14 protein-coding genes and 2 pseudogenes are annotated in these 22037 nt (G+C 58.8%); 5 read left to right on the forward strand and 11 right to left on the reverse strand.

Annotated features, from left to right (window positions below):
* Nucleotides 1-95, reverse strand: a pseudogene (locus FHT77_RS24975) (IS5/IS1182 family transposase); the annotation flags it as partial.
* Nucleotides 96-184: 89 nt separating this feature from the next.
* Nucleotides 185-3892: a trifunctional transcriptional regulator/proline dehydrogenase/L-glutamate gamma-semialdehyde dehydrogenase gene (gene putA, locus FHT77_RS24980; protein ID WP_210281024.1), complete on the reverse strand. Its 3708-nt coding sequence runs from the start codon at nt 3890-3892 to the stop codon at nt 185-187.
* Nucleotides 3893-4012: 120 nt separating this feature from the next.
* Here putA and FHT77_RS24985 point away from each other — a divergent pair, with 120 nt between their 5' ends.
* Nucleotides 4013-4483, forward strand: a complete 471-nt coding sequence (locus FHT77_RS24985) for an Lrp/AsnC family transcriptional regulator (protein WP_183757515.1) — start codon at nt 4013-4015, stop codon at nt 4481-4483.
* Between the two features lie 1492 nt (nt 4484-5975).
* A pseudogene (locus FHT77_RS32090) lies at nt 5976-6635 on the forward strand (ABC transporter ATP-binding protein); the annotation flags it as partial.
* Between the two features lie 47 nt (nt 6636-6682).
* On the opposite strand, the gene FHT77_RS24995 reads toward FHT77_RS32090, so the two are convergent.
* The 4 genes from FHT77_RS24995 to FHT77_RS25010 form a co-directional block, all read right to left on the reverse strand.
* Entirely contained in the window at nt 6683-8530 is a 1848-nt protein-coding gene (locus FHT77_RS24995) for a dipeptide ABC transporter ATP-binding protein (RefSeq protein WP_183757516.1), read from the reverse strand.
* Nucleotides 8527-9369: an ABC transporter permease gene (locus tag FHT77_RS25000; RefSeq protein WP_183757517.1), complete on the reverse strand. Its 843-nt coding sequence runs from the start codon at nt 9367-9369 to the stop codon at nt 8527-8529. The genes FHT77_RS24995 and FHT77_RS25000 overlap by 4 nt, the downstream gene beginning before the upstream one ends.
* On the reverse strand, nt 9366-10331 hold the full coding sequence (locus FHT77_RS25005) for an ABC transporter permease (RefSeq protein ID WP_183757518.1): 966 nt from the start codon (nt 10329-10331) through the stop codon (nt 9366-9368). The genes FHT77_RS25000 and FHT77_RS25005 overlap by 4 nt, the downstream gene beginning before the upstream one ends.
* Nucleotides 10332-10588: 257 nt before the next feature.
* Nucleotides 10589-12187: an ABC transporter substrate-binding protein gene (locus FHT77_RS25010; protein ID WP_183757519.1), complete on the reverse strand. Its 1599-nt coding sequence runs from the start codon at nt 12185-12187 to the stop codon at nt 10589-10591.
* Nucleotides 12188-12411: 224 nt separating this feature from the next.
* Between FHT77_RS25010 and FHT77_RS25015 the strand changes: the two genes are divergently transcribed.
* Complete coding sequence (locus FHT77_RS25015; protein ID WP_183757520.1) at nt 12412-16089, forward strand: adenylate/guanylate cyclase domain-containing protein; 3678 nt, start codon at nt 12412-12414, stop codon at nt 16087-16089.
* A 28-nt stretch (nt 16090-16117) separates the two neighbouring features.
* Here FHT77_RS25015 and FHT77_RS25020 read toward each other — a convergent pair whose 3' ends face one another.
* The 5 genes from FHT77_RS25020 to FHT77_RS25040 form a co-directional block, all read right to left on the reverse strand.
* Complete coding sequence (locus FHT77_RS25020; RefSeq protein ID WP_259186233.1) at nt 16118-16501, reverse strand: hypothetical protein; 384 nt, start codon at nt 16499-16501, stop codon at nt 16118-16120.
* Nucleotides 16502-17064: 563 nt separating this feature from the next.
* Nucleotides 17065-17382 carry a DUF6665 family protein gene (locus FHT77_RS25025; protein ID WP_183757521.1) on the reverse strand — a complete coding sequence of 106 codons (318 nt, stop codon included), beginning with the start codon at nt 17380-17382 and terminating at the stop codon, nt 17065-17067.
* Nucleotides 17383-17709: 327 nt separating this feature from the next.
* Nucleotides 17710-17994, reverse strand: a complete 285-nt coding sequence (locus tag FHT77_RS25030) for a DUF1236 domain-containing protein (RefSeq protein ID WP_183757522.1) — start codon at nt 17992-17994, stop codon at nt 17710-17712.
* 83 nt (nt 17995-18077) lie between these two features.
* On the reverse strand, nt 18078-19388 hold the full coding sequence (locus FHT77_RS25035) for a hemolysin family protein (protein WP_183757631.1): 1311 nt from the start codon (nt 19386-19388) through the stop codon (nt 18078-18080).
* Nucleotides 19389-19640: 252 nt separating this feature from the next.
* The gene (locus tag FHT77_RS25040; RefSeq protein WP_183757523.1) at nt 19641-20219 is read right to left on the reverse strand and encodes a DedA family protein; all 579 of its coding nucleotides are present in this window, start codon (nt 20217-20219) and stop codon (nt 19641-19643) included.
* Between the two features lie 169 nt (nt 20220-20388).
* Between FHT77_RS25040 and FHT77_RS25045 the strand changes: the two genes are divergently transcribed.
* Nucleotides 20389-21174: a pyrroline-5-carboxylate reductase gene (locus tag FHT77_RS25045; protein WP_183757524.1), complete on the forward strand. Its 786-nt coding sequence runs from the start codon at nt 20389-20391 to the stop codon at nt 21172-21174.
* Between the two features lie 279 nt (nt 21175-21453).
* A complete protein-coding gene (locus tag FHT77_RS25050) occupies nt 21454-21969 on the forward strand; it encodes a dimethylsulfonioproprionate lyase family protein (RefSeq protein ID WP_246712669.1) in 516 nt (171 codons plus the stop codon).
* Nucleotides 21970-22037: the final 68 nt, after the last annotated feature.

Raw genomic sequence — 22037 nt, forward strand, 5'->3', positions numbered from 1 at the left:
TCATCGACACGAGGAACGCCGCGAGGCTTGTTCGGCAGTAGGGACGAAATGATTGACCACTCGTGGTCGGTGAGTTCGTAGCGGCGGCGTGTCATCATAGCTCCTAATTCGGAAGCCTTGAATCACGCCGAACGCAATACGCCAAGAGAATTTATGAGTTTACGGCCTAGCTGCCTCGCCAGTATCACCCGATCGACATCAGGCTTGCGTTGCCCCCTGCCGCAGCGGTGTTGATGGAGGTCGACACCTCCTCGAGAAGCCAGTTCAGGCAGTAGGCATCCGCATCATGCCTGAGCTCCGCTGGCGTCGCAGATTGTGTCAATAGTAGTGGCCCTGGCATTGCTGCTATCTTCGACAGCATAGCGAGAACCCGCGCGTCCTCACCTTCGATGAGCGCTCCGGCCAATGGCTCGGAAATTGCTTTGGTTTCCTTCCAGTCAATGCGTGAGCCGACGCTGGCGGGAAGTCCTTTCAATGTTGGACGCAAGCCTTCATCGCAATCGATAACTGCGCTATTTCCGGTGGCGAGGACAACGGAAATCTGGCGGATGAGACCTGTGCTGGACCACGGCGCGCACAAGATCTTACCGCGAGGGTGAAGCGCATATAGATTACGCTCGCCCACCGGACCGGGAAGCTCCATTTCAAGTCCCAGAGCGGACTGGCTGCCAAGTTGCCGCGCGACTTCCGCATCTTCAGAAAGGCCCTGCTGTTCCAGCCATTTTGCAAAGTCCAGAAGCGAAGGATCGCTGTAGACCGAGCTGTGCTGTGGCGGAATGGGCGGAGATGAAACCAGGCGCCCGAGGTAGAGAGGCCCGCCTGCCTTGGGGCCGGTCCCGGATAGACCGCGACCGCCGAAAGGTTGCACGCCGACGACTGCGCCGATGACGTTGCGGTTGACATAAATATTGCCCGCTTTCACCTGCCTCGTCACATTTGCAATCGTTTCATCGAGGCGCGTATGAAGACCGAACGTAAGACCATAACCCGTCGCATTGATATCGTCTATCAGGCGTCCAAGGTCCTGGCGGCGCCATCGAATAACGTGAAGAACCGGACCAAACACCTCGCGTTTAAGCTGCGAAATGCTGCTGATTTCGATGATGGTTGGGGCGACAAATGTCCCCCTCTCGGTCGCTTCGGACAAATTCACACGTTCGACTTTGCAGCCTGCGCCGCTCATGGCCTCTACGTGCGCTTCGATTGTATCCTTGGCTTCGGCAGTAATGACCGGCCCTATGTCCGAGGCCAGGCGATTGGTATTGGCGATGGAGAGCTCCTTCAAAGCTCCTTTAAGCATCACCAATGTACGGTCGGCGATGTCTTCCTGCAGGCACAGAACGCGCAGTGCCGAGCAGCGCTGCCCGGCGCTGTCGAATGCCGAGGCAATCACATCACCGACAACCTGTTCGGCAAGTGCCGAGGAGTCCACGATCATGGCATTCTGGCCGCCAGTCTCGGCGATAAATGGAATCGGCTTTCCGCCCTTGGATAGTCGCTTGGCGAGCTCGCCCTGGATAATTCGCGCAACCTCTGTGGAGCCTGTGAACATCACGGCAGCGGCTTCGGGAGCTGTCACCAGAGCCGCCCCTACCCTTCCATCACCCGGAACCAACTGGACGACGTCAGTCGGGATACCGGCTCCATGCAGAATTCTAACGGCTTCGGCCGCAATCAACGGCGTTTCTTCCGCAGGTTTGGCTAGAACCGGGTTGCCTGCGACAAGCGCAGCAGCAACCTGCCCGGTAAAGATCGCCAATGGAAAATTCCACGGGCTTATGCACACAACGGGACCAAGTGGTGCATGAGAAGGACCGAGGGTGCGGCGCGTCTGCTCGGCGTAGTAACGTAGGAAGTCGACCGCCTCCCGGACCTCAGCGACGGCATTCAGCAGCGACTTCCCAGCTTCGCGAATGATGAGACCCAACAAGGTCTCCATTTTCGCCTGCATAGCGTCAGCTGCCCGCTCGAGGAGCGCGGCCCGCTCGGCAGGCTGCACTGCAGCCCAGGACGGCGCGGCTTTGAGTGCGATTGCGGCCGCAGCTCCGGCTTCCTCGATCGTTGCCTCGCGCACGGTCCCCACAATGTCCTGCCCGTCGGACGGATTGACGACGTCGCGGGACGGCGCAGCCTCCCTTTCATGGGTTGGCGCTGCCTTCCAACGTAGCGTTGCGCTTGCCTTCAGGCTCTCGGTCAGTTCCGCAAGCGTCGTTTCGTTCGAGACATCGATACCAGCGGAATTGCGGCGCTGACCGTAGAGGTCGCCGGGCAGTGCGATCTTGTCGTGCTTCAGACCAGGTACTTGCATTCCGGCGACAAGATCGACGGGATCCGCAACAAGCTCTTCAACGGAGACGCCCGGATCGGCGATCCGATTCACAAACGACGAGTTTGCCCCATTTTCGAGGAGCCGTCGCACGAGATAGGCGAGCAGTGTTTCATGTGTGCCAACCGGTGCGTAGATGCGGCAGGGACGGTTGAGGTTCTGGCGGCCGACGACCTCGTCGTAGAGCGGTTCCCCCATGCCATGAAGGCATTGGAATTCGTACTTCCCAACATGGAAGTCTGAACCGGCCATGTGATAGATTGTGGCAAGCGTCTGCGCATTGTGGGTTGCGAATTGCGGGAAGACAGCATCTGGTGCAGCCAAGAGCTTCTTTGCGCAGGCCACATAGGACACGTCAGTGTAAATCTTTCGAGTAAAGACGGGAAAGTCTTCAAGACCGTCGAGTTGAGCCCGCTTGATTTCGGCATCCCAATAGGCTCCCTTGACCAGGCGAACCATGATCCGGCGACCAGCGCGACGGGCAAGGTCAATGATAAAATCGAGCACGGACGGGCAGCGCTTGCCATAGGCCTGCACAACAAAACCCATGCCGTTCCATCCGGAAAGATCATCGTCGAGGCATAGTGTCTCAAGGATATCCAGCGACAACTCCAGCCGATCCGCCTCCTCGGCATCGATATTGAGGCCTATATCATAGGACTTGGCAATCAGGGCAAGCGTCTTAACCTTCGGCAGCAGTTCACTGACGACCCTTTCGCTCTGTGCTCTTGAATAGCGCGGATGCAAAGCAGAGAGCTTGATCGAAATCCCAGGCCCTTCATAGATACCACGCCGATCGGACGCTTTGCCGATTGCGTGGATCGCGGCTTCATAGTCCTTGTAGTACCGTTCGGCGTCGGCGCCGGTCGTTGCCGCCTCCCCAAGCATGTCATAGGAGTACCTGAAGCCGCGCTGTTCGAGTGGCTTTGCTCGTTGCAGCGCCTCGTCGATGGTTTCGCCAGTGACAAACTGCTCACCCATCATTCGCATCGCCATGTCGACGCCACGCCTGATAACCGGCTCGCCGCATCGTGCGATCAGGCGCGTGAGCGCAGCCGAAAGGTTACGATCGTTGACCGTCGCTGTGAGCTTGCCGGTTACCACCAGCCCCCAGGTTGCGGCATTGACGAAGAGGGACCGGCCGCCGCCCAGATGCGACTTCCAATCACCCTCGGCGATCTTGTCGCGGATCAGGGCGTCACGGGTAGCCGTATCAGGAATCCGAAGCAAGGCTTCTGCCAGACACATCAGCGCCACGCCCTCCTGGCTCGAAAGCGAATATTCGTGCACGAGGCCCTCAACGCCAGTACCCTTGTGTTTGGCACGGAGTGCTTCGATAAGTCGACGCGCAGTCGTCGCTGCACCCTGGCGAACTTTTTCCGGGAGTGCAGCAGCTTCCACGAGAGCCGGAACGCAAACGGTTTCTGGAATACGGTACGCCGCAGTGATTGTTCGTCGCAAATCACTTTGTGGACGCACCGCCGGTGCAAAACCCTCAAACGGATTGGCGCCACCAGTCACTAAGCTGTTGAGGTTGCTTGCCACCGTCTCGCTGGTGATCGTCATGTCTTTGCTCCAGGTAGAATCTTGACCAACACATAACAGGTCGTGCGAAGGTAATTTCACTTGAAATTGCCACCTCTGACCTATAACTGCCTAATTTAGAGGAACAGTCGAGGGAAAATCGTGAGTATAGTCACAAACGGCAGGGAAATTGACCAATTCGATCACAAGATCATCGAAGCTCTTATCGCAGATGGTCGAATGTCGATAACCGATCTTGCCAAAAAGGTGGGCCTCTCTAACACACCCTGCCAGGTCAGATTAAAGCGATTGATCGAAGATGGCTATATCCTCGGCTTTCGTGCGGTCGTCGACTTGAAGAAACTCGGGAAGAACCACGTCGCATTCACGGAGGTGAAACTCTCGGATACGCGCGAACACGCGCTGAAGGCATTCAACATTGCAGCGCGGAGGCTGCAGGAAGTGGAGGAGTGCCACATGATCGCAGGCGCATTCGACTATCTGCTGAAAATCCGCACCTCCGATATTGCCAACTATCGCCTCGTGCTCGGAGAAAAGATTTCGAGTCTCCCTTTCGTTGCCAGCACCTCGACCTTCGTCGCCATGGAGGCCGTCAAAGAAAGCGGGGCCTGAGAGAACGACCACTCTTTTGGCCGCACTATTTCCGATCCGCCAAAATCGCGCTGTCCGCGATATCACCTATTACAACTAACGTCGGCCGGCGCGCATTGTCACCTAGCTAGTTGCCGGCTCCATTCAGCCGCGATAGCAGCCAAGATCATTGACCGCTCGCAAATGCAACGGCTGCCGTTCTGCGTTTGGAAGCGCTCTTGCACGAATTGCCGCTTCACCTTGGACTTCAGGAAAGGATCTGCAGGATAGTCGTCAGTCAGTACTTAAGCTCAACTTCCTCAGTCCACCAATAGACATGCTGGACGGTGGCGCCCATCACCGTCTTCTTAGTAATTAAAACGGCTGTTCCCAATGCCGGCCCAGGCTTGAATAGTCCACCGCCCCAGGGCGATGGGAAATAATCATCGTCTGCCTTCCATTTCGACCCGGAGGGATTATCTTGGTAAGCCATTTGTATGGCGCCGGTACTTTGCTGCATAAGCCAGACCTCAACCCGTACCGGTTGATACCCGTCAACGTAACCCAACGGTCCCGTTGGCCACTCGACGAATCCAGGCAATATTAATTTTTAAGGGTGAATCGAAATTTGCTGGCATGAGATCGCCCTCCGATCTTCTTGCAACAACTTATTCTACTATGTCGTATCTTCCAAAATTCCACAATGGAGTATCAATCGACTTATGTGAGGTTATTTTTTCTTTACTCCGGTCGAATATTACCCTTTGACCAGCTGGGCAGCTTTCTCCATTTCTTGCGGTCAGCTGAAGTGGATAGGCAAGCGATTTTTCTCCTCTCGCCGCTCGCCGTGCAGAGAGGACCGGGTGTTTAAACCTAAGAATGTGCCTTAGTTATTCAGGCGCCGGGAGGCGGTATTTCAGCCCAATGTTCAATATCTTCGTCTCTCACCTTGATGCCAGCGCCACCGTACCAAAGCTCCATCGGCGCATGGTAGAACACAACGTTATAGTGGTACCCCCCCCTCATCCTGTGAGCCGATTATAATCTGGCGACCATCTTTAACGTTAGAACGGTCTGAAATCGTATTCCAGTTCAGTTCCATGAGCTTGCCTCCCATCAGGACGTGCGCGCCAGCGCAAAAAGATTCGGCGCTTGGGATGACCTGCTGTCAAATCAATTCTGGCACCGCTAAACCGTGGTTTCTGCCGGTCCCGAGAGCCATCACTCCCGACTCGATTGGGCCGGTGACCGTTCATTTCCTGGGATCATCAGGTGAAATCACGGTTGACATGGGCCGGACAGGTGGCACCGAACACGCGAGCGGCGCCGAATGCTGTGTCGCCAAAAACCAGAAAGATATGCCCACCAATGCAGTTCGACCGACCAGACCTATGTATAGGTCAGAAGACGCCGGGAACAGGATATGCTCGTGGCAAATTATAATGGGGTAACGATGTCCAGAGTGTCGAATTTGCGTCGCGCACGCGATCCGGATGGAGGCCACAACGGGGCATTTGCCTTGGCTGCGGGAGGGCTCGCAGCCGAGCCGGCCCAGCTCTCCGGTGGCCAGCGGTAACGCGTCGCCATGGGACGGGCAGTCGCCCGGGACCCGAAAGTCGTCCTGTTCGACGAACTATTGCCCAATCTTGATGCAAACTTGCGCGTCAAGATGCGGGCCGAGATCAAGGCGCTTCACCAACGCTTGAAAACGACGATCGTCTACGCCGCGCATGACCAGATCGAAGCGATGACCATGGCTGACAAGATCGTCGTGGTCCAGGGCGGCAAGGTGGAGCAGATCGGCAGCTCTCTGGAACTCTACGACAGGCCACGCAACGTATTTGTTGCAGGGTTTCTTGGTTGAGGGAACCATCTAGATCGGCGCCAGCCCTTGGCTCGTGCTTGCAGGCGGGGCCCGCATCCGGCTTTCACGTTGCGTGCCAATTCGGACAAGAGGCCGTTCACACTCGGCATACGTCCCGAGGACATCACGCTTGGCGACCGAAACGGGCATCGAAGCCACTATCAAGGTCGTGGAGCCGACCGGTTCGGAAACCCATGTCGCCGTTGAGCTCGACGGCAGGGAACTGACATGGGTCGTGGGCGATCGCGTTGAGTTACGCGCGAGCAAAAGGTCAGGCTCCCCTTGGAAACGGCAAAGGCTCACTTCTTCGACCGACAGACCCAACAGAGGGCTGGAAACCTGAAGGAGCGCGCACCGTTCGCCGCGCTCTCGCCCCCTCAGCGCGTCAATTTGATTGTTCCGCGGGGGATCGACTTGACAAGCCGGCGTGTATATGGGTGCTGCGGGTCGCCGATGACCTTCTCTGTCGGTCCCTCCTCGACGATCTCGCCGAGATAGAGCACATAAATTCGCTCGGCGATCTGTCGCAGCACAGCGAGATCGTGCGTGATGAAGAGGTATGATAGCGCGTGTTCGACTTGCAGGCGTCGGAAGAGATTAAGCACCTGGCCCTGGACAGACACATCGAGAGCAGAGACGGGTTCGTCGCAGACGAGAATTGCCGGCTCGACCGCAAGCGCACGGGCAATCGCAACGCGCTGGCGTTCGCCGCCGGACAGCGACCTCGAACGGCGGGAAGTGTATGAAGCGGACAAGCCGACCTCGGCAAGCAGCGACACGATCCGTTCGGGTGTCACCGGGTCTGTGGCCCCCACCGACGCCCCGAGTGCCTCTGCCAATGCCTGGCCGACGCTATGTCGGGGATTGAGCGTCGAATAGGCGTCCTGAAAAACCATCTGGATGGTCCGGCGTATTCTCGCAAGGTCCCCCTTGGTCAGGGCGCGATAATCGCCAGCCGAAATGCCGTCGATTACGATGTTGCCGGAGGTCGGGTTCTCGAGGCCAACGAGACAGCGCCCGATGGTCGTCTTGCCCGAACCGGATTCGCCAACCAGCCCCACACATTCCCCAGACCTGATGTGCAATGAAACCTCCCTCACTGCGCGGACCGGCCGTCCACGGGCTCCGGAGAAAGTCTTGCTGAGCGAGTCGACACGGACAAGGCAATCCGTGGTTTCTCCGCGACTCAACGCTTTCGGCTCCTCCGACAGTGCAGTCGCGCGCCGGGCATCGATCTCACTCTGGATCTCGTCCTGACGGAGACATGCGGTGGAGCGCAGAGCGCTGAGAGCACCGAGCGGCGGCTTGCTGGCGCGGCAAACCTCGCTTGCCCAATCACAGCGGTCTGCGAAACCGCAGCGGTCAATAACGTCGGCCGCGCGGGGCACGGAACCCCGCATGGCGACAAGGTTTTGCACACGAATATCAACCGGCGGTTCCGACAGGAGCAGCCCAAGGGTGTAGGGATGGAAAGGTCGACGCTCGACGGAAATGGCGTCGCCGACTTCTAGTACCGAGCCTGCATAGAGGACGTAGACGCGCTGGCAGGTCGCGAAGGCGAGCCGCAGATTGTGGGTGACAAGGATCAGGCCCATATGACGCTCTCGCTGGATATGGCCGAGGAGCTTCATGATATCGGCTTGACTGGTGACGTCGAGCGCCGTCGTGGCCTCATCGGCAATGAGCAGATCCGGGTCGCGCGCAAGCGCGGCAGCCATCGCGACACGCTGACACATGCCGCCCGACAACTCGAATGGCAGGCGGCGCGCCACATCGGGATCCGAAATCCCGACTTCCTCAAGGCGCCTTTGCACCTCGCCCCCCCTTGCCTGACGCGACGCGAACTCCGGCCGATCACGCAGCATCTCGTCAATGTGGTCACCGCAACGCATGAGCGGGTTCAGCATCGTGAAGGGATCCTGCATCAGCATCGAAACGCGATATCCGCGTAATTTGCGACGTTCGCGCTCGGGAAGCGGCATCACGGACATGCCGTCGAAGGTGATCGCACCGGTTGCGTTGAGGCCTGGCGGCAGAAGCCCGGCAATCGCGCGGGCCGTCACAGACTTTCCCGATCCAGACTCGCCAACGATTGCTATGCTCTCGCCGCGCTCCAACGCGATGCTCACTGATGTTGTGATTGCCGCCCTGCCGAACGAGATCGCAAGGCCCTCGACCTTGAGTAGCGGCCCACCTCCGCTAGCCTCGATCGACCCTGTCTTCATCTGGCGAACCGCTCGAGCAACCAGTCGCCGATGAGGTTTATGCTGATGGCGGTGACGATGATCATGCCAGCAGGCAAAAGCAGTGCAGCGGGATTTGAGAAGAGGATATTACGGTTCTCGAAGAGCATCCGGCCCCAGTCGGGGGCACCGGGTTCGATGCCGAGGCCGAGGAACGACAAGCCGGCGAGGTTCACCAGGGCAAAGGCGAAGTCAAGGATCACATACGCAAGGATGATCGGCGCCACATTCGGAAGAACGTGCACGAACAGGATGCGCGTCTTCGAAAGACCGAGCGTGCGCGCAGCTTCTATGTAAGGAAGGGGTCGCTGCTCGAGGACAGCACTGCGAACAATGCGGGTATCGGTAGCGGAAAATAGAACCACAAGAACGGCCACCGCGGTCCAGTAGCCGCCTCCCACGATACCGACGACAACGATCGCCAGAAGCGGTCCCGGCAACGCGAGCGTGACGTCAACCCAGCGCATGATCGCTGTGTCGACCAGGCCGCCGAAATAGCCTGACACCAACCCAAGCACGGTCGCGATCGCAAAGGAGCCGGCGGCGACGATGACCGGACCGACCAGAGCTGTCCGCGCGCCGTAGATGACGCGCGAAAGCACATCGCGCCCGAACAGATCCGTCCCTGCGAGGTGCGCGAGCGATGGCGGTGTATCGCCAGTCCCGAGTCGCTGGAGAAACGGTGAATCGGGGACAATCTTATCTCCAAGGATGGCGCTGACCGCTACTGTCGCGAGAACGAGCATGGCAACGAGCACGCTAGCGGCAACGCGCGGCCGCAGCTCCTCTACACCTCCTTCGTCGGCGGCCGGGCTGCTCATGGCCGAACCCTCCCAAAGCGGATGCGTGGGTCTATCATTGCGTAAATCACGTCGACTCCAAGATTCACCAGCACGACAAAAGTAGAAAATAGCAGAACAGTCCCCTGGATCGTCGGAATGTCGCGCTTCTGGATGGCGTCAACTGTCAAGGCGCCGAGGCCCGGCAACGAAAAGGTGACTTCGACGTAAATCGCCCCTGCCACAATACCGACAATGATGATCCCCGCGGCCGTGACCAGCGAAATGAGGGAATTCCTGAGGACGTAGGCAAAAAGAATACGGTGCGGGGAAAGGCCACGTGACCGTGCAAAGGTGACGTAGTCCTGCCCCAGCTCCTCGATCATCGCTGCACGCGTGATCTTGATGACGATTGCCATGACAGATATCGCCAGCGCCAGCGAAGGAAGTGCCAGGTGCCAGGCCCGGTCGAAAAAACCATCACCTGATCCGAAGATGGGAAACCAGCGCAGCAAAACACCGAAGAGGTAGAGGAGGAAGATACCGGTGACGAAGGCTGGCGAGCTTATCCCGAAAACACCCAGCAACACGACCACCCGGTCCAGGCGCGTACCTTGGCGATAAGCCGCAACGGCGCCAAGCAAGATGCCCGGGCCGAGAACAAGGGCACTGCTCATCAAGGTCAGGAAGACGGTGACGCCTAGCCGATCCTTGATGGTCCGCGTCACCGCCCGATTGCCCTGAATGGAGACGCCAAGGTCCCCCCGGATGACTTGCGACAGCCACTTTCCGTACTGCATCGGCAGCGGGTCATCCAGGTGGTATCGGGCGCGGATCACAGCAATCGTCGCCGGGTCTGCCGCACGCGTGCCAAGCAGAGAGCGCACCGGATCGCCTGGGGCGATATGGACGAGTGCGAAGACACCGAATGAGATGATCAGAAGAAGCGGGATCGCTATTGCGAACCGGCGCGCGAGAAACATGACGAGGGTCGAAGCCGTCATTGTCGTGCCCCACGGGTCCGCCCCAAACAGGTGCAAATGCATGCATCCACTTGATGTCGGTCGTGTGGGTCAAGGCTGTGGCATTGCGGAACGACCTGCATTTCCACGAAGCAGGCGTCTGGCCTCCCCTGCAGGTCCCTCATCTGCCGCCGATCGATGATGCGCGCTAAAAAAAGGTCCATCCGCCGGTACCTTCCGTCTTCGGCCGGTGTCGATCGATGGGGAAACACCCCTCTGTCTTCTTCCGGACAGCAGCGTCACCATGCCGGGCCAAACCCTCTCATGGCCCAGGGAACATTATACCAGAAGGCGGTATAGCCGTTGAGCCTGTACTTATTGCTGAGAGCCATCGCAGAGTTGGGCCAAAATATCGGCACAAGGGGGACTTTGTCGTTGACGATCGTGAACAGTTTCTTCAGCGCCACCGTGCGTTCCGTGGGATCGGACTTCTCGGTCGCAGTCTTCAGGAGCGCATCAACCTCAGCATCCTTGAAGTTCGAACCGTTCAGTCCATCCTTCCTCGCGGTCGAACTCGAGAAGAAGAGGTAGGGATAACTGACGGCGTCGGGATAGTCAGGATAATAGGCCATGATCTGCATTCCGAGCTTCTCATGGCGAAAATACTGGGCGAGCCAGGTGTTGTTGTCGGTTTCCTCGATCCTTGCACGGATACCGATCTGCTTCAGGTTCTCGACCACGGACTGCAGGATATTGACCATGTATGGATCGGCACTCGATGCCGGGATGGAAACGTCAAAACCGTCCGGATGGCCGGATTTTGCCAGTTCAGCCTTCGCTAGCCCTAGGTCGAATGGGTACTGCGCCAAGGTAGCGTAAAAGGCGCGGACCTCCTCGGGCAACATCAGCCCTGACCACATCTGCGGCGGATTGAGAGCCGTTGCTGCCTCTCCCTTGCCTTTGAGCAGAGCCTTAACCAGGCCTTCCCGGTCGACAGCATGGGCCACGGCGCGGCGAACATGGATGTCGTCGAACGGTGGCGCCGATTGGTCCAGGATGAGTGCATAGACGCCAAGAGAAGGCGTCGTCTCGACGTTGCCGAGTGCATCCCACTGGTCCAGGTCAGAAATGGCGATATCGAAGGTACCTGCTATGTCACCGTTCTGCATGGCTAGCAGCCGGGCCTGCCGGTCTGGTATTGCCTGGAAGACGATGCGTTTAGCAAAGGGTGTCCCACCCCAGTAATCATCGCGGGCCTCAAGAACGACGCGATCGGACGGAACAAATTCGGCTAACCTGTAGGGGCCGGTCCCAAGTGGCAGCACCTCCGGCGTTCCGATGCCGTTGTCCGCAAGTTGCTCCTTCTTGAAGACGAAGCCCGCCATGTGTGCAGCGGTATAGACGAACTGTACGTCGGGACCCTTCAACTTGACAGTGACCTGGTCTTTTGCTGTCGCCTTGACGGCTGCCACCGAATTGTAGAAGGAGGCCAGCTGTGAACCGGAGTCCGGGTTCATGTGATATTCCATGGTGGCAACGACATCGTCGGCCGTTAAGGGAGATCCGTCGCCAAAGGTGACGCCACCACGCAGGTGATAATGCAGCGTCGTCGCATTCTCCTGGTTCCAGGTGTCAGCGGCAGCGAGCTCAAGGCTGAGATCGTCTCCGAACGTCAGCAGTCCCTCCTGGACGAGCGACATGATCGCCCCGACATACGTTGTCCAGGCATGTGGGATCAACAGCGTTTCCGCAACGCTGGGCAAGGCCCATGTAACCTCGCCGATCTGATCACCGGCACGTGCCGACGGTATGATCGAACGTGTTCCCGAAAGGGCGACCGCTGTGGTCAGAAGCACGCCGTTCACCATCGCACAACGTCGCGTCAAGCTGATGTCCATTTCGCTCCCCAGTCGCGCAAGGGTACATTAGGCACCATTAATGTACCTGTCTCGTTGCCGGGCCTCAAGAGGCACGTCAGGCACCGTGCAAACCAATTCGAAGCAGTGGACGAACAACGGATGGCGCCGGCCGATTCTGGTCGTCGCATTCGCAGCAATAGGCTATTGTTTTGTTCTGGAACGACGTGTGATGAAGGCAAGTCTGCCAGCAGAAGGGCGATATTATGCCATTGCCTCGGGTCGGACGAAAGCTCGCAGCAATTCTGGTTGCAGATGTCGTCGGCTATTCAGGCCTCGTCGAGGCGGACGAAAGCGGAACGCTCACCGCGTTGAAACATTTACGGCAATCCCTCATGGAGCCGTTGTTTTCCGAGCACCACGGCCGGATCGTCAAGGTCATGGGTGACGGACTGATCGCGGAATTCAACTCCGTCGTCGATGCCGTAGCTTGTGCTGTGACCATGCAGGAAAAGGTGGCCGACTGGCAAAGGCCGGTCAATTCCGAACGCCGGATCGTCTTACGCATCGGCATAAACCTCGGAGATGTCGTGGTCGAGGATGACGACCTGCTCGGCGATGGCATCAACGTCGCCGCTCGTCTCGAACAAATTTGCCCTGCCGGAAGCGTATTGATCACGGGCTCGGCCTACGAGCAACTCCCCGGCAAGATCGATGTCGATTTCGAATATGCCGGCGAGCAGCAACTGAAGAACATCAGCCGGCCTGTCAAGATCTACCGGATGGCAGCCCGAACGGCCGAGGTCAGGCCGCTGGCGCCCGGGCTGCACGAGCCGAGCACCGACATCCGAAAGACGGTCACGATCCTTTTTGCCGACATCGTGGATTCCTCCCGACTCGGGCTTGCGCTTGACCCGGAAGCGCTTCGCAACGTCCTCAAACGCTACTTTGGCGAGATCAGCGCTGTCGTGCAGCGCCATGGCGGAATCGTTGAAAAGTATATCGGGGACGCCATCATGGCCGTTTATGGCACGCCCACAGCCAACGAAGACGACGCTACGCGGGCCGTGCGGGCAGCGGCGGAAATGAGAGAAAGACTTGCCGATCTTAATCAGGAACTGGAGGCTGGGTGGGGAGTACGCCTTGTAAACCGGATAGGCATCAACACGGGTGAGGTTATCGCCAGCGCGGATTCGCGGGGGTTTCTCTCGGTCGCCGGCGAAGCCGTCAATACAGCAAAGCGGCTGGAGGAAGCAGCCCTGCCGAACGAGATCCTGATCGGCAAATCGACACACAGGCTGGTACGCGATGCGGTCGTCGTTTCACCAAGCGGCCCGCGCCTACTCAAGCACGGCGAGACCATCACAGCGCTTGTCGTTAGCGAAGTCCTCCATCACGCGCCGGGGCTTGCGCGCCGCTTCGATTCCCCTTTTGTCGGACGCGAACGCCAGCGCGTCCTGCTGGAAACCGTCTTCCAGAACGCGGTCGGCGACAGGACATGCCATATGGTCAGCGTCCTTGGTGATGCCGGGGTCGGAAAGTCACGGCTCGTACGGGAGTTCTCGCGTGGTCTTGCGGAAGACGTTACGGTCTTGCACGGCAACTGTCTGCCCTACGGCGAAGGCATCACCTATTGGCCATTGGCCGAGATCGTCCGGGAATTCACGCGGGCCGAGGGGCTGGATGGAGGTGAGCAACTCGCAGCTATGATCGAAGCGCAGCTTGCAGGGGACGAAAAGGCCAGCCTCATTGCCGAGCGCGTCGCTGGGGCGCTTGGCCTCGGCGGCGCGGTACAAGGGACCACCGAGGAGACCGCCTGGGCCGTGCGCAAGCTTCTGGAGGCACTCGCCCGATCCGGTCCGCTCGTCGTCGTGGTGGACGATGTTCATTGGGCGGAGCCAACATTCCTGGACCTGCTCGAGCACGTTGCCGACTTCTCCCGCGACGTCCCAATTCTCCTTGTCTGCATCGCGCGGCCGGAACTCTTCGACGCTCGACCCGGCTGGGGAGCGGGCAAGCGCAATGCAACCTCGATCTTTCTCGAGCGGCTGAGCGACGAGGAATGCCATACGCTCATATCCAATCTGCTCGGCGGCGCACCACTCCCGCCGGCTGTCGAATCGAGGATCTTCGGTGCCGCCGGTGGCAATGCACTCTTCGCTGAGGAGCTTGTCGCAATGCTGATTGACGAGAACCTACTGCGTCGCGCGTCCGATGGCTGGGTCACCGTGTCCGATCTCGCCGATCTGCCGGTTCCCTCGTCGATCAACGCTCTTCTCGCTGCCCGGCTCGAGCGGCTCCCATCCGTGGAGCGTTCGATCTTGAGGACCGCAGCGGTGGAGGGCGCAGTTTTCCACCAAGGAGCAGTCAGCGAACTGGCGAAACCCCTGTTAGATGCGCTCGAGGCCGGGCTGCTTGCGCTTGTGCGCCGGGATCTGATCCGGCCGGAGGCTCCGACCTTCCCTGGAGACAAGGCCTATCGCTTCAGGCATGCCCTCATCCGGGATGCCGCATATCGATCCTTGTCGAAAGGTTCGCGGGCCGAGTTGCACGAACACTTCGCCGCCTGGCTTGAACGAGCGACTGCAGACCGTCTTCGCGAATTCGAGGAATTTGTCGGCTATCACCTTGAACAGGCCTTTCAATACCGGACATCACTCGGACCACGCGATACCCGTACTGCCTCTCTTGCCGCCCGTGCAGGCGAACGGCTCGAGGCGGCCGGAAGACGGGCGCTTGTTCGCAGCGACCTTCCGGCGGCAATCAGCCTTCTCGAGCGTGTATCGCGGCTCATTCCAAGGGATGACCCACGCCGGATCGCGCTGCTTGCCGAATTGAGCGGTGCGCAGATCGAGAGCGGCCGACTGGACGATGCGGGCCGTATCCTCGACGAAGCCGAACAGCTTGCCGCCGCCTCCAGAGACCGGCGATTGGTTGCGCATGTCAGCATCCAGCGACAGTTCCTGCAACTCCTCCTCGCCCAGGAGGGCGGGGTAAAGCAAGCAGAAGAGGCCGCAATTGAGGCTGTCCCGATCTTCGAAAGTCTGGGAGACGACCTCGGTCTATGCCGTGCACACCGACTAAAGGCCTGGCTTCGTTTCAACGGCGCCCGGGGCGAGGCGGCAGCCGAAGCTTGGGAGCGCGCTGCAATTCACGCCAGGCATGCGGGCGATTGGCACGAATATCACGAAATCCTGACCTGGATTGCTTCATCGCTCTGGTTTGGCCCCACCCCTGCCGCCGAAGGAATTAGCCGCTGCGAGGCCATGCGTGTGGAAGTGACCGAAAGCCCAGTGTCCGAGGCCGCAATCCTGCGTCAACTCGCTTCCCTCAACGCAATCGCCGGCCGCTTTTCTGTTGCCCGCGACCAAATCGCAAAGAGCAATGCGGCGTACGCCGACTTCGGCCTCAGCCACACCCTTTATGTAGCATCCTCAGAACATGAAGCCGTCGTCGAACTGCTCGCCGGCAATCCTGCCGCTGCAGAAAGGAGCGCGCGCGCTTCCTACCACGCGCTTGAGGCGATGGGCGAGCGCGCCTTTCGTTCGACGATGGCGGCCTCGCTTGCAGCCGTTCTCCTGGAGCAAGGTCGTGACGATGAGGCAGAGGAGTTTACGGCCGTGAGTTCGGAGCTTGCTGCAATCGATGATCTGGTGACGCAGGTTCGCTGGCGGCGTGTGCGCGCACGTATTCTTGCCCGCAGGGCGAAAATCCAGGAGGCCGAAGCCCTTGCGCGCGCCGCAGTGGAGTTCGCCGAAAAGACGGACTTCGTCAACGACAGGGCCGTAGCACTTGTCGATTTGTCCTATGTCCTCGAGGCGTCCGGCCAACATAGCGACGCGTTCGCCGCGGCGTCAGTTGCGTTGCGTCTATACGAGCGCAAGGGAAACGTGGTTGCCGCAGCCAACACAAAGCGTCGACTGGCAGAGTTCGACAAGACGTGACAAATGGCGTACTACCGGCGAGATTGGCCTAGCCACGCTCCTTGCCGCTCGGGCGCCGCTGGACAGGACCGAAGACCGCGTCCATAGCCTCTCCGCGGGCTACCCGCTCAAGCTTTTCTTCGGCTCTGCCGATTGCCTCGGTGACCCTCTTCTGCAAAGTCCGCAGGACGTCGACCTGGGTCTTGTAGCGCTCAATGAATTCGCGCTCCTCCATGGTCATTGTATCCTCCATCTGCGTCTCGCTCGACCATTCCAGATCGGCGCTAATCCCGAAGTGTGACAACATCGAACCACCAATCATACTGGTAATGTCCATCATCATCGCGCAATGCGAGGAGCGAAATTCCGACCGCAGGACCGGGCGCAAAGCGTCCGTTTCTCCACCCAGCTTCGGGCGCGGTCCAGCGCCCACTCTGGAAGCCTGTCCAGGAACTCTGAGCGGAGCTCTGACTTGGTCCGGCCCAAACCTGCCCTGGGCCAATTCCGCCACCCTGTACGACCCAGGCTTCGACCCACCTGGGTTCGTAGTCCGGATCGATGTCGGTCATCGGACCCGTCGGCCATTCAATTCGACCTGTCTCGGAGTCAATATGCTGATTTGGATCCCAATTGGCTGGCATGACGTCTCCCCAATCGCTACCGGGCAATCCGCCCTTTAAACATGAACAAGAGAACAACTGCGCAGTAAGTATGTCCCAACTCGGTGACCAGGGCTAGGTTAAATCTCTCGCCAGAAACAGCATTATATTTCCTCCTGGATCATATCGCGCACAAGTGAACTCCGGCGAATTACTATACGCTAACAATAAGGTTACGCCGAACATTACTCCGACATACTGACGCTTTTGGACGCGCAACCCGACGTTCCGAATAAGACTCAGTCAACGGCTGAGAGCGTGTCTTGGCGTTGTTTCGTCACTCTCGACTTGATCCCCGTTCGACCGAACGGCACACGCTTAGCACCTACTTGTGGTGTCACCTGCGGGTGGCGCCAAGCCTCGCGAGGACCTCGCCGGGAATCTGGTAGCGATCGATGACATCTCCGTTGTTGCGAAGGCCGCAGATCTCCCGCTGGATGAACAGGGCCCATACTGCATCAGAAGCGTCATCCAGAAGCGTCATCCGATCAATTCGTTGAGGGCTTTCCGAAGACCATGCAGCCAAATTCGCCAACGCGGCCTCCGCCTTGCGGCCCTGTCGGCCGAGAGCATCCGCGCGCTCGGAGGCGAGCTCGTAATCAAGTGGGTTGACGAGCGAGTGGCTGGAGATCGATTGTGGCAGCCTGAGTGGCACATTGCCTCACTTCCCGAGCGGTTTGCTCGAAGCGCAACGGGTACCTGATCGACCAAGTCTAATGCTGGTGCGCCCACCAGGAAAGACAAATTGAGCAGACCTATCAATCGAGGACCTGAACCAAAGCAGCAATCAAGAGGAGCATTTTGGCTCCATCGACATCCGAGGACGCAGCGGCGCAGCTGCCGAGGAGCTCCTCAAGGGCTGGCGGTATCTCGGAATGTAACCGGATACAAACAGGGGCGTTGGCCCGCAATACTTACGTTGCGAAAGGCCAACGCAAACAACGTTCAACTTGAATGTCACCTATCGTCGCGAACATGCTGATTAGTTGATGACTTCGATGACGCGGTGGGTATGGGGATCGACGATCACGCGTTGTTTGTTGATTACTGTGTAAGCGTATGCATCATTGCTGGGGATCGTGTGAACTTCGATGGAGGACGGCAGCTCTGTTCCGACAACGATATCGCCGTCATACGTCACCGACGGAACCTCTTGCTCGGTAATGTAAGTCCTTACCTCGCCGGGCACTGTCACGACGGTGGTTTGTGCCATTGCCGGGACACTCAACATCATTGCCGCGATTGCTGCTGTAACATGCACTTTCATAATTACCTCCAATGTTTCTGGAGCGATGAACTCCATCCTCGCTTGAAGGTTCCGACGACACCAGCAACAAGTGTGTTCGGATATTAGTGCAACATCTGGTGCGACCCCTCGTCCGGCGCGACGATTGCAGTCAGCAGCAGTTTGTCGATCCGTCGCCCGTCAAGGTCGACGACCTCGATACGCCAGCCATTCATAATGAAGCTCTCGCCGACCTCGGGTAGATGCTTCATTTCCTCCAGCACAAGACCCGCGACTGTCTGATAGTCCCTGTCGCCATCAATCTGGAAATTCATGAAATCCGCGAACTCGTCGATTGGCGTCCAGCCGGATACGAGGTAACTGCCGTCGTGACGACGCACAATGGCTTGCTCGCCGATCGAGTCTTCCTGGACGGCACCCAGAATTGCCTCCAGGATGTCGCCGGAGGTAATCACCCCCTCGAAGTGGCCATATTCGTCATAGACCAGTACCATGTGACAGCTTGATCGACGAATTGCCTGAATGACGTCCAGTGCGCCTGACAGATCCGATACGATCGGCACCTGCTTAACGAGCGTCCCGATTTCGACATGACCCGAGGATGCCAAGGCGTCATAGAAGTCCTTGGTCAAGAGCACGCCGATAATCTCGTCCGAGCTATTCTTGCGTACCGGCAGTCGCGCCTGCGCGCTCAGGCGGAGTTGCTCCCGGATCTCCGGGAAACTGTCTTCGACATCAATCACCTCCACCTCCCGGCGCGGTGTCATCAAGGCACGTGCGTTTCGGTCGGCCAACCTCATCACCCCGGAGATCATCGCCGACTCTTCCGTCTCGATGACACCGGCGCTGTGCGCTTCTGCCAGAACAGTCTTGATTTCCTCGTCTGTGACGACATCGCCCGACTTGCCTGCCTGGCCGAGAAGGCGAAGGATTGTCCGTCCTGATGCGTCGAGCAGCCAGACGAGCGGCGCGGCAAGCCGGGACAGGAAAATCATCGCCGGTGCGACCTTGCTCGCCACGGTCTCCGGCGCACGAAGCGCAATCTGCTTTGGCACCAGTTCGCCAACAATCAATGAGAGATAGGTGATCGCGACAACGACCGAGCCGACGCCAAGCGCATCAGCAGCTGCTGGCGACAGACCCTGCGTACCAAGCCAGCCGGCCAGTCGAGCGCCAAGCGTCGCGCCCGAGAATGCACCTGATAGCACGCCGACCAGCGTGATGCCGATCTGCACTGTCGACAGAAACCGCCCGGGCTCCTCGCCAAGCCTCATAGCCATGGCGGCCCCGCGACTGCCCTGGTCGGCAAGAACCTTCAAACGAGCCGGCCGCGAGGAAACGACGGCAAGCTCCGACATGGCGAGAACGCCATTCAAGATGGTAAGAATGGCAACGATTGAAATTTCGAGAAGCAAAAATGGAAACCCTGTAACGTCGAAGCTACGCGAAACATAGGCATTCTCAGACAGAACACCAGCGGCAATCCCGTCGCGGTAGCTGTTTCTTTTGCTCAACGCCCACAAGGGAAGGCAGGCCACCGGCGGCAACTTGCTTTCCCGCGTGTCAGGCTTTCCTTGGTACTCCCTCTTCCTGATTTGCAAAATCGGTCTGTTTTCTTGGGAGGCCATATCCAGTCGGCCGGACACCGAGGAGCCAACGCGGGCGTCTCAGCCGCCAAGGCGTGCCGAGCGCCGCGTCATTTCCTTGCGCGCGACATAAGCGCCGAGCGACACAAGCAGGGCGCCGGCGACGAGCGCGATCAACAGGTGCACATGCAGTTGCAAGCGTCCGAGCATGGCTTCGATGGCCTGCCCGGCCAGGAACCCGGCGCCTGTTATCATGATACCCCAGGCCGATGCGGCAATCGCGTTGAGGCTGACAAATTTCCAGCCCGGAACGCTGGATACACCGATCGCAACAGGACTGATCGTGCGAATCCCGTATATGAACCGAAAGGCCAGGATAAAGCTTGTCGGACGCGCTTCGAGGAGGCGAGTCGCCCCGGCGATCGGTGCCGAGTCAAGAAGCCTCTTCACATAGGACCATTTCGCTGCGTGGCGGCCCAACAGGAAGAAGATCTGGTCTGCGGTAAACGAACCAAGACTTGCCGCTAAGGCAACCTGCCAGTAGGCGATGAGGTGGCGGTGGGCAGCGATTCCGCCGAGAAAAGCCGCTGTTTCGCCTTCGATACCAGCGCCAAGAAACACGGCGAACACGCCGTAGTCACCGATCAGCTTTTCCAGCAATGTCTGACCTCCAGTGTTCCACGGACGCAATCTGCATTGGATTCATTCTGGCGGCAATCTGTCCGCTCTACATGCAAGAGCTATAGCTTGCAGGCCATCCCGCGAGACTGTATCCCGCCAGTCAGGTGCGATCCCATTGGACGCATCGTGGCACCTGGGGAGGACGGCAATGAAGATTGAGAAGATCGGTTTCATCGGAACCGGGACGATTTCCGAGGCCATGATCAGGGGACTGCTGGCAGAATCCCCCGCTCTCTTGCATGTCATTGTTTCGCCCCGAAGCGCCGAGATTTCGCAACGTCTCGCCGCCGAATTCGCAGAGGTCTCGATTGCGGCAGACAACCAGTCGGTCATCGATCAGAGCGATATGGTTGTCCTGGCATTCCGACCTCAAATTGCACAGGACGTCATGAGTGAGCTGAAGTTCCGAACCGGGCAATCCGTTCTCAGCGTCATTGCGGCGACCGATCGCCAGACCCTTCTCGGATGGATTGGTGTGGAAGTTCAACTCGTACAGGCCATTCCATTGCCTTTCGTCGCACGTCGCGAAGGTGTGACCGCCATCTTCCCGGCAGATAACGACGTTGCAGACCTTTTTTCCGTTCTTGGGACCACAGTCGAGTGCGACACGAAGCAGGAATATGATCTTCTGGCTGCGGCCAGCTCGCTGATGTCGACCGTTCTCGGGATCATGGACATGTCGGCTGCCTGGCTTGAAGATAATGGCCTCGCCGCCGACAAGGGACGCGCCTATATCGCGGCGTTATTTACCAGTCTGTCGCAAACCGCCATGCGTTCCGACGTCCCGCTTGTCGACCTCAGTCGCGAGTTCGCGACCAAGGGTGGCCTGAACGAACAGGTATTGTCCGATTTCAAGGCAAAAGGCGGACATGACGCGTTGATATCGGCACTTGATCGCGTCCTGAGGCGGATCAAGGGCGACACCGACACTTGACAGCGGGCCCTATGTCTTAGCGATCATTTCGGATACACCAAAATAACGGTGGTGCGGTTTGCTTTTTGATCGCATCGGGATAAGGATCCGGAGGCAAGCAGGGAGTTTCGAGATCCAATGTCAAAGCCCCGGTTGAGAAGGGAAGCTGACCTCCTTCTGCATCGTGGAACAAGAACGGCAAGTGGCGACTATGCCCTGAGCCGTTCACGCAGGCCTGCCAATGTCCAGCGCGTTATCGGCGCGTTGGGTAACATCCTGATGTCGGATGCAGCTCCTTTCATGGAAAAATTCGTCGCCGGCAAGGTATTTCACCTCCTGCAGGAGCCCGGCGCCGTCGCGATGAAGCCGGCTAGCCCTCTGCCCTTGGCGCCGCAGTTGCAATTCGCGCTACGCAACCTGGCCTCCAGGGGGGAGCCTTACGCCGAAGCTGCCGCCGCCATCACCGATGTCGCCAGGAGCCTGGAATGGGTCGCCAGCAAGACCGGCCCGTTTGCCAGCATCAACATCGAGCATACCCACGCTCATGCGGTAATCGCGGGCATGTCTGGCATGGAGGAGCGCAGCGACGTCGCTCTCGGTCTGACCATCATGGCACCCTACAGCCGCTTCCCCGATCACATCCAGTTTCGGTCCCGCGTCTTTCTCTCGCTGTCCGACTGCGAATTCTCATGCGACGATAAGGGATGGCAACGCGGCACGGTCGGTTCGATCTTCTTCAATGAAGCCGGCCATAACGTCGCAATGCGATGCACGTCACGGCCACTCCTGGCGGCCTGGTGCCACGTCGAGAAGTGAAGAGGCACCTTAATTTTCCCCTTGACGTTTGGCCATCAAACCTCTGAATTAAAAGGCCATCGGGTGGA

Source organism: Rhizobium sp. BK181, from assembly GCF_014193305.1.
In the GTDB taxonomy this organism is placed as follows: Bacteria; Pseudomonadota; Alphaproteobacteria; order Rhizobiales; family Rhizobiaceae; genus Rhizobium.